This window comes from Mesorhizobium sp. M1329 (genome assembly GCF_040318035.1).
Classification (GTDB): Bacteria; Pseudomonadota; Alphaproteobacteria; order Rhizobiales; family Rhizobiaceae; genus Mesorhizobium.
Map to the genome: position 1 here is coordinate 73,826 of NZ_JAMYLN010000029.1, position 10,988 is coordinate 84,813.

Genomic DNA, 10,988 nt, shown 5'->3' on the forward strand with positions numbered 1-10,988 from the left:
TGGTCGCTGCATCACGAAAAAGCCTGAATCTTCCGCCGATCAGAAGCCGAAACGATGCTCGGAGCGCTCGCCTGGAACTTGTCGAAAGACGACACCTTGTCGTGGTGCGGAAACAAACATTCGGCCAAGTGTTGCGATGCAACCAATTGCATTTGGACCGGTTTTAGGGACATTGCCGTGGCGGTGACGCCGCACCGCGTCCCCAACACGGAACCTTAGATGAATATCCAGACCAATCTCGCACAAATCGAAAAGACGAGCGCCAGCTTTCCGGCTGTCACCGACGAGCCGATCCGCTCCAATTTCCTGCCGGAAGATCGGCTGCGCGCATTGGGCGCAGCCCTTGCCAATGGCGATGCCAAGGATTTGTTCGGTCTGACACCTTTCGACTTTCAGGCGCGCATCCGCGACAGCGCCAGGAAGATTCTCGATGTTTACCGTTCCACCAACGCTGCCCAGGCGAGGGGCGAAACGATCACGCCGGCGGCGCAGTGGCTGCTCGACAACAATTACCTGGTCGAGGAGACCATTTTTCAGGTCAAGCGCGACCTGCCGCGCCGCTTCTACCGTCAGTTGCCGACGCTGAAACTGTCCGACGGATCCAGCGTGCCGCGCGCGCTGGCGGTCGCATGGACCTATGTGGCGCATTCCGACAGTTCCGTCTCGTCGGCCATGTTCAGGGCGATCGTTGAAGGCTTCCAGTCCGTCGAGCCGCTGAAGATCGGCGAATTATGGGCGCTGCCGTCGCTGCTGCGCTTCGTCCTGATCGAGAACCTTCGCCGCATCGCGGTCCGCGTCAATCGCACGCGGGAACTGCGCCAGATCGCCAACGAGGTCGCCGACCGTGTGCTGGCGACGGACGACAGCGCCGACCGGCAGGCGATACTTTCCCACTACAGCGCCCATGCGCAGGACACCACCTTCGCCACCCAGTTGCTCTACCGGCTGCGTGACGGCTCGCAAAATGCCGGCAGGGCGCTGGAATGGCTGGAGGGCGAGCTGGAAAGGACCGGCTCCGACGCCGAGGAGATCATCCTCAGCGAGCACCACACGCTGTCCAGCGGCAACGTGACCACTGGCAACATCATCCGCGGCCTGCGCCTCATCAACGACATCGACTGGACGGTGTGGTTCGAGGGCGTCAGCCGCATCGACACCTTGCTGCGCGAACGCACCGATTTCGCGGCGCTCGATTTCTTTTCGCGCGACCAGTACCGGACTGCGATCGAGGAGTTGGCACGCCGTTCCGATCTCTCCGAATTTCGCGTTGCCGAAAGGGCGATAGAACTCGCCGGCCATGCTGCCGATGCACCGGGCTCCGAAACCGGTCCGATCGCTCACACCGACGTCGGCTTCTTTCTGGTCGGCCCGCGCCGGATGGAGCTCGAGCGGTCGATCGGCTACCGGCCGACCATCGGCAAGACGATCACCCGGACGTTCCGCAAGACCGGATGGCTGGGCATCGTCGTGCCGGTGTTTGCGCTGACGGTCCTGCTTCTGGTCGTTTCCGGCAATGCGCTTGCCAATCTCGGCCTGTCGGTGCCGTCGATCGTCCTGATGCTGGCCCTGTTCGCGGTGCCAGCCAGCGAAGGTGCGCTCGCATTCTTCAACACCGTCGTCTCGCTGTTTTTGAAGCCGACGCGTCTCATCGGCTATGATTTCAGGCACGGTGTGCCGGCCGAGGCGCGCACGCTGGTGGTGGTGCCGTCGCTGATCGGCTCGCGCGACGATGTCGAGGAGAACATCCGCAACATCGAGGTGCATCACCTCGCCAACACGGCGGGTGAGGTCTATTTCGCGCTGCTTTCCGACTGGCCGGACTCGAAGACCGAAATCGATACGGCGGATGTCGAAATCCTCGAATTCGCCCGCGCCGAAATCGCCAGGCTGAACGCCCGCTATCCCTCGGAAGGCGCGCCGCGCTTTTATCTGCTGCATCGGCGCCGGCTCTACAACGCGTCGCAAGGCGTCTGGATGGGCTGGGAGCGCAAGCGCGGCAAGCTGCACGAATTGAACCTTCTGCTGCGCGGCGACAGCGACACCACCTTCCTGCCGCTGGAAGTGCCATTGCCGGAGAGCGTCGTCCACGTGATGACGCTGGACGCCGACACCCGCACCACCCGCGACGCCGTCGCTGCGCTGGCCGGCAAGCTTTGCCACCCGCTCAACCGTCCGCATTTCGACGTGGCCCGGCGCGAGGTCATCGCAGGCTATTCCATCCTGCAGCCGCGCATCACCGCGTCGCTGACCAGTGGCGACGAGGCGTCGTTCTTTCAGCGTGTCTTTTCCGCCAATCGCGGGCTCGATCCGTACGTCTTTGCCGTGTCGGATCTCTACCAGGACATCTTCGGCGACGGTTCCTTCACCGGCAAGGGTCTCTACCATGTCGACGCCTTCGAGGCGGCACTGAAGGGCCGCATCGAGGAAAACACCATCCTCAGCCACGATCTGCTCGAAGGGGCGCTGGCGCGCTCGGCTTTGGTCACCGACGTCGAACTGGTCGAGGACTATCCCACCCGCTATTCGGTCGACGCGTCGCGCCACCATCGCTGGGCACGCGGCGACTGGCAGCTTCTGGGATTCATCCTCGGCCCGCGCTCAAATGTGCCTGCGCTGTCGCGCTGGAAGATGGTGGACAATCTGCGCCGCTCGGTGACGCCGATCTTCTGGATGATGGCCGCGATCGCCGGCTGGACGCTGCTGCCCTTCACGCAGGCCGCGCAATGGCAGGCGCTGCTGATCCTTACGCTGTTCATGGCGCCCACTTTCGACATCGTCAACGCCATCCTGCCGAAGAGCGGCGATCAGACGCCGCGCGGCCATTTCTCGGCGCTGGCGCGCGACGTTGCCTTCGGTACCGCCCTGGTGGCGCTGAAGATCGTGCTGATGGCGCATCTTGCCTGGATGATGGGCGACGCAATCATCCGCACGCTCTACCGCCTGTTCGTCAGCCGCCAGAACCTGCTCGAATGGCGCACCGCCTCGCAGGCACACAAGGGCGGCGACAACGATCTCGGCTCCTATTACAGCATCATGTACGGTGCGGTGATCATCGGCGTCGTCGGCCTCGCCGTCCCGGTGCTGGCCGATTCCACCGGCGCCTTCGTCGCCTTCTTCTTTGCCTTGTTCTGGATCGGCTCGCCCGCCATCGCCTGCTGGATCAGCCGTTCGGCCGAAACCGAGGACCGCCTGCGCATATCTGCCGCCGACATCCACGCGCTGCGCACCGTGGCGCGGCGTACATGGCACTATTTCGAGACCTTCGTGACGGCCGAGCATCACCATCTGCCGCCGGACAATTTCCAGGAAAGCCCGGCACCCGTAGTGGCGCCCCGCACCTCGCCGACCAATATCGGCGTCTACCTGCTGTCGGTGATTTCGGCACGCGATTTCGGCTGGATCAGCCTCTCCGACGCCGTCAACCGCATCGACGCGACCATGTCGACCATCGAGAGCATGCCGCGCGACCGCGGCCATCTCTTCAACTGGTACGACACGACGACCCTGAAGCCGCTCTACCCGCTTTACATTTCTGCCGTCGACAGCGGCAATCTCGCCGGCCATCTGGTGGCCGTGGCTGCTGCCTGCGCCGAATGGGCCGAAGCGCCGTCGGTGCATGTGCAGGGCGACTTCGAAGGCATCCTCGACACCGTCACCATCCTCGACGAAAGCCTTGAGGAACTGCCCGACGACCGGCGTCAATTGCGGCCCTTGCGCCAGCGGCTCGCCGACCGTCTCGACGGCATGCGGCGGGCGGTCGAATTGATCAAGGCGCAGCCGGAGATGGCGTCGATCCGCACGATCAATCTGGCCGTCCTGGCCGGCGAGATACGCAAGCTCGCAACAGCCATCCACACCGAAGCCGCATCGACCCAGAGCGACACCATCGCCGATTGGGCGGCCAGGCTCGAAGCCACCTGCGAGGCCCATGTGCACGACGCGCACAGCGACGAAAACGCCGTCGCGGCATTGCGGGCCAAGCTTCTGACCTTGCGCGAGCGCACGCGCCGTTTCGCCTTCGAGATGGATTTCTCGTTCCTGATGCGGCCCGAACGGAAGCTCCTGTCGATCGGTTACCGGGTCGAGGAGCATCAGCTCGACGAAAGCTGCTACGACCTTTTGGCCTCCGAGGCGCGGCTGACCAGCCTGTTCGCCATCGCCAAGGGCGATTTGCCGACCGAGCACTGGTTCCGGCTCGGCCGGCCGATCGTCGAGATCGGCTTCCAGGGCGCACTGATGTCCTGGTCCGGCTCGATGTTCGAATATCTGATGCCGCCGCTGGTGATGAAGGAGCCGCAAGGCAGCATTCTCAACCAGACCAGCAAGCTGATCATCAAGCGCCAGATCCAGTACGGCCGTTCGAAGAACGTTCCCTGGGGGATTTCGGAAGCGGCCTACAACGCCCGCGACCGCGAGCTGACCTATCAGTACACCAATTTCGGCGTGCCCGGGCTCGGCCTGAAGCGCGGCCTTGGCCAAAATACGGTGATCGCGCCTTACGCGACCGTGCTGGCAGCGCAGTTCACGCCGCATGAATCCGTGCAGAACCTGGCCAGGCTGAGGCGGCTGGGCGCGCTGGGCCGGCACGGCTTTTACGACGCGGTGGATTTCACGCCGCAACGCGTCCCTGAGGGCACCGACCACGCCGTCGTGCTCAACTACATGGCCCACCACTCCGGCATGTCGATTGCCGCCGTTGCCGATGCGATCTTCGAAGGGCGCCTGCGCGACCGCTTCCACAGCGATCCGGTGATCGAGTCGGCCGAATTGCTGCTGCAGGAAAGGGCGCCGCGCGACATCCCGACCGCGACCGTCAGGACCGAGGCCGACGAGCGCTCGAAGGACGAGACCGAGCTGGAAAGCCCGGATACGCGCATCGTGCTCGATCCGATCAGGGCGCTGCGCTCGACCAGTGTCATGTCCAATGGCCGCTACTCGGTCATGGTCACCGCCACCGGGTCCGGCTACAGCCGCTTGGGCGAACTTGCCGTCACGCGCTGGCAGCCGGATCCGACCGAGGACCGCCTTGGTTCCTATATTTTCCTGCGCGACGCCAGCAACGGCGACTGGTGGTCGGCCACCGCCGAGCCGAAGCGCGCCGCCGGCGAGCGTGCGCAGACGCTGTTTTCCGACGACAAGGCGAGCTTCGTCAAATCGATCGGATCGCTGCGTTCGGAAGTCGAGTGTATCGTCATCTCGGAAGGCAATGGTGAGGGCCGACGGGTGACGCTCCACAATGATGGCCCCGCCGACCGGCATATCGAAGTAACCTCGTTTGCCGAACTGGTGCTGGGCTCCGAGCCCTCGGACAATGCCCATCCTGCCTTTTCGAAGATGTTCGTGGAGACCGAGATCGCGTCGAACAACGGCGCGATCTTCGCCACCAGGCGCAAGCGCGAGAAGGACGAACCCGACGTCACCATGGTGCATTTCGTCACCGACCCGTCTGGATCGGCGCGCGACGCCGAGGCGGAAACCGACAGGCGCGCTTTCATCGGCCGCGGCCGCACCATCACCGAGGCGGCTGCCTTTGATCCCGGCGCCAAGCTTGGCGGCCATTCCGGATTCACCCTGGATCCGATCGCATCGCTTCGCCGGCAGGTGCGCGTGCCGGCCAACAAGAAGATTTCGCTGACCTTCTGGACCGTCGTTGGTACCCATCGCGCCGAATTGGATGCCGCCATCGCACGGCTCGACCATCCCGAAAGCTTCGCCCGCCAGGCGATGCTCGCCTGGACGCGCTCGCAGGTGCAGACCCGGCACCTTGGCCTCAGCCTGTCCGACGCCGCCAATGTGCAGAAGCTGGCGCGCTATCTGATCTATCCCGATCCGTTCCTGCGCCTTCCCGGCGAATCCATCGTTTCCGGGCTCGGCAGGCAGTCCAGCCTGTGGCCGACCAGCATATCCGGCGATTTTCCGATTTTCCTGGTCAGGATCGCCGATGTCGCCGATCTGGAGATCGTCGCCCAGGCGCTTCGCTTCCAGGAATACATGCGCGCTCGCGGCATGATGATCGATTTTGTCGTCGTCAACGAGCAGGCGTCATCCTACGTGCAGGACCTGCAGCGCGCGGTCGAGACGCTGTGCGAAAACAGCCGGTTGCGCGGCAAGGAGCTCGGACCCCGCCAGCACATTTTCGCGGTGCGCCGCGATCTGATGGAGGAAACGACCTACAGGACCTTGCTCGCCGTCGCCCGGGTGGTGCTGCATACGCGCAACGGCACCATCTTCGACCAGATCGAGCGCGCCGAGGCCGCGGCACTGCAGGCGCGGGACGCCGCCCTCCAGCCGGCAGACCTTGCAGCGCTTCGCGAGCCGTCCTTGCCGGTGCCGACGTCGCAAGCATCTGCCGCCCAGGCACTGATCGAGGGCCGCGTCGACGGCAGCGGGCTCGACCAATGGAACGGTTTCGGCGGCTTCGACGGGGACGGACGCCACTACGTCGTGCGTCTTGCCGGCCGGCGCACGACGCCGCAGCCGTGGATCAACGTCATCTCCAACCCGTCGTTCGGGTTCCACATTTCGGCTGAAGGCGCTGCCTTCACCTGGAGCCGCAACAGCCGCGACTATCAGTTGACGCCATGGTCGAACGATCCGGTCACCAACCGGCCGGGCGAGGGCATCTATATCTACGATCATGCCAGTGGCAGGGCGTTCTCGCCAATGGCTGCCGTGGTGCGTGATCCGACAATGACCTACGAAACCTGGCACGGGCAGGGTTTTTCGACGTTCCGTTCAAAACGCGGGCCGCTGTCGATGGACCTGACCCATGTTGTCGATCCCGTCGATCCGGTGAAGATATCGCGGCTGCGCATCCAGAATTCGGGTTCGGTGTCGATGCGGCTGCGTATCTATGCCTATGCGGAATGGGTTCTTGGCGGCCATCGCTCGCGCACCGCTGCAAGCATCGTTCCGTCGAGGGATGCCGCAACCGGCGCATTGCTGGCGCAAAATCCCTATGGGCTCGATTTCGGCGAGCGGATCGCCTTTCTGGCCGCCGACGGTGCGGTGCATTCGGTCACCGCCGATCGCGGCGAGTTCATCGGCAGGCAAGGCACGAGCGAGTTTCCGCATGCCGTGCTGAGCGGCACCGGCCTGTCGGGCCGCGTCGAGGCCGGCGACGATCCCTGCGCGGCCATCGCACGCGACATCGACATCGCTGCCGGTGGCGACGTCACGCTGCTCTGGCTGCTCGGCGATGCGGCCTCGCCCGAGGAGGCCAGCGCGCTGGTGCAGACCCATCGCTCCAGGGATTTCGATCAGCGGCTGGCCGACAACGAGCGCACATGGCGCGGCTTTCTCGACACCATCCAGGTCGAGACGCCGGACAAGGCACTCGACGCCATGGTCAATCACTGGCTGCCCTATCAGAGCCTGGCCTGCCGCATCCGAGCTCGCTCTGCGTTCTATCAGGCGAGCGGTGCCTTCGGCTTCCGCGATCAGTTGCAGGATACGTTGGCCTTGCTGGCGCATGACCCCAAGCTGGCGCGCGATCAGATCCTCAACGCGGCGCGGCGGCAATTCCCCGAAGGCGATGTGCAGCATTGGTGGCTGCCGCGCACCGAGGCCGGCGTCCGCACCATGATCTCGGACGACGTGGTCTGGCTGGCCCACGCCACGGCCCGCTACCTGCTGGTGACAGGCGACACCGCGATCCTGAAGGAGCAACTGCCCTTCATCGAAGGGCAGGCGCTGGGCGAAGGCGAGCACGATGCTTTCTTCATCCCGGAAATCTCGAAGAAGACAGCCTCGCTCTACGACCATTGCGCGCGGGCGCTCGATCTTGCCGTCAAGCGCAGCAGCCCAGCCGGGCTGCCGCTGATCCTCGGCGGCGACTGGAACGACGGCATGAACCGCGTCGGCGAGCATGGCAAGGGCGAGAGCGTGTGGCTGGGCTGGTTCCTGCTGAAGACGCTCGGCGACTTTGCCGCTGTCGCCAAGGCGGAGCGCGATGCCAAGCGCGTGCAAGCCTGGACAAAGCACGCCGAGGTGCTGAAGCGGGCGCTGGAAAGCACCGCCTGGGATGGCGAGTGGTATCGGCGCGGCAGCTTCGACGACGGCACGCCGCTCGGCTCGCGCAAATCGGACGAGTGCAAGATCGACTCGATCGCCCAGTCCTGGAGCGTGCTTTCGGGCGAGGGCGACCCGGCGCGGTCGACGACTGCAATGGGGCAGGCGATGAAAGCGCTCGTCGACGACGAGCTCAAGATCGTCAAACTGTTCACCCCGCCCTTCTCGAAGACGGAAAAGGACCCGGGCTACATCAAGAGCTATCCGCCGGGCGTCCGTGAAAACGGCGGCCAATACACGCACGCGGCGACATGGTTCGTCATTGCGCTCGCCGAGATGGGTCGCACCGACGATGCCTACCGTTGCCTTTCGATGCTCAATCCGGTCAACCATGCGCTCGACGAAGCCGCGGCAGAGCGCTACCGGGTGGAACCTTACGTCGTCGCGGCCGATGTTTATTCCGAGCAAGACAAGGGCGGCCGCGGCGGCTGGACCTGGTATACCGGGTCGGCGGGCTGGCTTTATCGCGCTGCGGTCGAGAGCATTCTCGGCATAGAGCGCCGCGGACAGCGCCTCCAGTTCACGCCGAGACTTCCCAGCCATTGGGACGGCTATTCGGCAACCCTGAAGATGCTGGGCGCCGAGATCAAAGTACGCGTCGTCCGCGACAAAAAGGCCCGGGCCATCTCACTTGAAGTGAACGGCACGAAGACCAAATCTTCGTCCTTCGAGCCAAAAGCCGGAGATAGTGCCGAGGTGGTCGTCAGAATACCGGCCTAGATTCAAGGACTTGGAGCGTCGCTCAGGGTTCCCCAGGGCACGCACGGGCGCTCCAAGTGCCTCTACCGGTTATATTTGCGTTTGACCTTGCTGAATGCCTGCACACGACTTTAGACGGCGTGCCCAGGGTCTTGCTGATTAAAATTGTGGCAGTGCTTTCCAGCTGCCATGATTTTGCCGCAACGCTGACATTTCACCTTTTATCTCAAACTGTTAGACGATCACGGCAAATTTCGAAGCGTCGTCATCTTTTGTTCGCCGAATGGGAACGGAAGAGCTAGACGAGCATTGTTTTGCGACGCGTCAACCGATACGAGTCAAAAAATGATGCACTGCACCATAAATAATTGGCGGAGTAGCTGAAGTGTCACTTCTGCAAATCTACTGGCGAGCCCTTGGTTATCTCGCTGCCGACAGGAAACGCGTTGCGTTTATCTGCGGGGCGAATGTCGCGCTTGCCATTATCGCCATTCTCGAGCCGATCATGTTCGGCCGGGTGATCGACGCCATTTCGGACCGCGGCTCGGTATTCGCGACGCTCGCAATGTGGGCCGGCCTCGGCGCGTTCAACATCATCGCCTTCGTGCTGGTGGCGCGCGGCGCCGACCGCTTTGCCCACCAGCGGCGCAGCGAGGTTCTTTGCCAGTCGTTCGAGCGCGTGATCACCATGCCGCTTGCCTGGCATCATCAGCGCGGCACCTCCAATTCCCTGCACACGCTCCTGCGCGCGGTCGAGACCTTGTTCAGCCTCTGGCTGGAATTCATGCGGCAGCATCTGTCGACCGCGGTTGCGCTGGTTCTGCTGGTGCCCACGGCGCTCAGCATGGATATCCGCATGTCGATGGTGCTGCTGGCGCTTGGCGCGCTCTATGTCGGCATCGGACGGCTGGTGATGCGGCGCACCAAGGAAGGCCAGGCGGCCGTGGAACGGCATTACCACAAGGTGTTTGCGCATGTGACCGACTCGGTCAGCAACGTCGCCGTCCTGCAGAGCTACAACCGCATCGGCCATGAGACCGAGGCGCTGAAGCGCTACGTCAAGAACCTGCTCGACGCGCAGAATCCCGTGCTCGACTGGTGGGCGATGGCCAACGCGCTGCACCGCCTGTCGTCGACGATTTCGATGATGGTGGTGCTCTTGATTGGCGCCTATCTGGTGACGCACGGCCAGTTGCGCATCGGCGACGTCATCGCCTTTACCGGCTTTGCCACGCTGCTGATTGCCCGGCTCGACCAGATGTCGGCTTTCGCCAACCAGATTTCCGAGGCACGCGCCAAGCTCGAGGAATTCTACCATCTCGAGGACTCCGCTTCCGATGCCGCCGAGCCCGACGGGCTGCGCGAGCTTGTCAACGTCACCGGTCATGTGCGTTTCGAGAATGTCTGCTTCGAGTTCGGCAATTCCGGGCAGGGCGTCGACGACGCGTCGTTCGAGGTCCAGGCCGGCCAGACCGTCGCCATCGTCGGCCCGACGGGCGCCGGCAAGACCACGCTCATCAACCTTTTGCAGCGCGTCTTCACCCCGTCCAGCGGCCGTATCCTGATCGACGGCATCGACACCCGTACGGTGACCCGCAAATCGCTGCGCCATTCGATCGCCACCGTGTTCCAGGATGCCGGCCTGCTCAACCGCTCGATCGAGGACAACATCCGCGTCGGCCGTGCGGAGGCGACCTATGACGAGGTCCATGCTGCGGCCAATGCGGCCGCCGCCCAGGATTTCATCCTGTCGAAATGCGAGGGCTACGACACGGTCGTCGGCGAACGCGGCGGACAGCTGTCCGGTGGCGAGCGCCAGCGCATCGCGATCGCCCGCGCCGTGCTGAAGGACGCGCCCATCCTGGTTCTCGACGAGGCGACCAGCGCGCTCGACGTCGAGACGGAAGATCGCGTCAAGGACGCCATCGATGAGCTGCGGCGCGGCCGCACCACCTTCATCATCGCCCACCGCTTGACCACCGTTCGCGACGCCGATCTGGTCGTGTTCATGGACAAGGGTCGGGTGGTCGAGATGGGCGGGTTCACCGAACTGTCGCTGCGCAACGGCCGCTTCGCCAGCCTGCTGCGCGCCGGCGGCCTGCTCAACGACGAGGAGGTCCGCCGCCTCAGCCGTCCGGTGAACGAAGCCGCCTGAGCGGCGGGGCCGGGAGGAGCGAGAGCCGGGGGACGCGGTCGCGCGCCGGGCTGGGGGGGGGCCC

Annotated in this window: 2 protein-coding genes; both read left to right on the top strand. The window is 64.1% G+C overall.

What is annotated here, in order from left to right; genetic code table 11:
* Positions 1-219: 219 nt before the first annotated feature.
* Positions 220-8,790 carry a glycoside hydrolase family 94 protein gene (locus tag NKH21_RS25145; protein ID WP_352868130.1) on the top strand — a complete coding sequence of 2,857 codons (8,571 nt, stop codon included), beginning with the start codon at positions 220-222 and terminating at the stop codon, positions 8,788-8,790.
* Between the two features lie 364 nt (positions 8,791-9,154).
* Positions 9,155-10,924 carry a glucan ABC transporter ATP-binding protein/ permease gene (locus NKH21_RS25150; protein WP_352566279.1) on the top strand — a complete coding sequence of 590 codons (1,770 nt, stop codon included), beginning with the start codon at positions 9,155-9,157 and terminating at the stop codon, positions 10,922-10,924.
* The last annotated feature ends 64 nt before the right edge of the window (positions 10,925-10,988 follow it).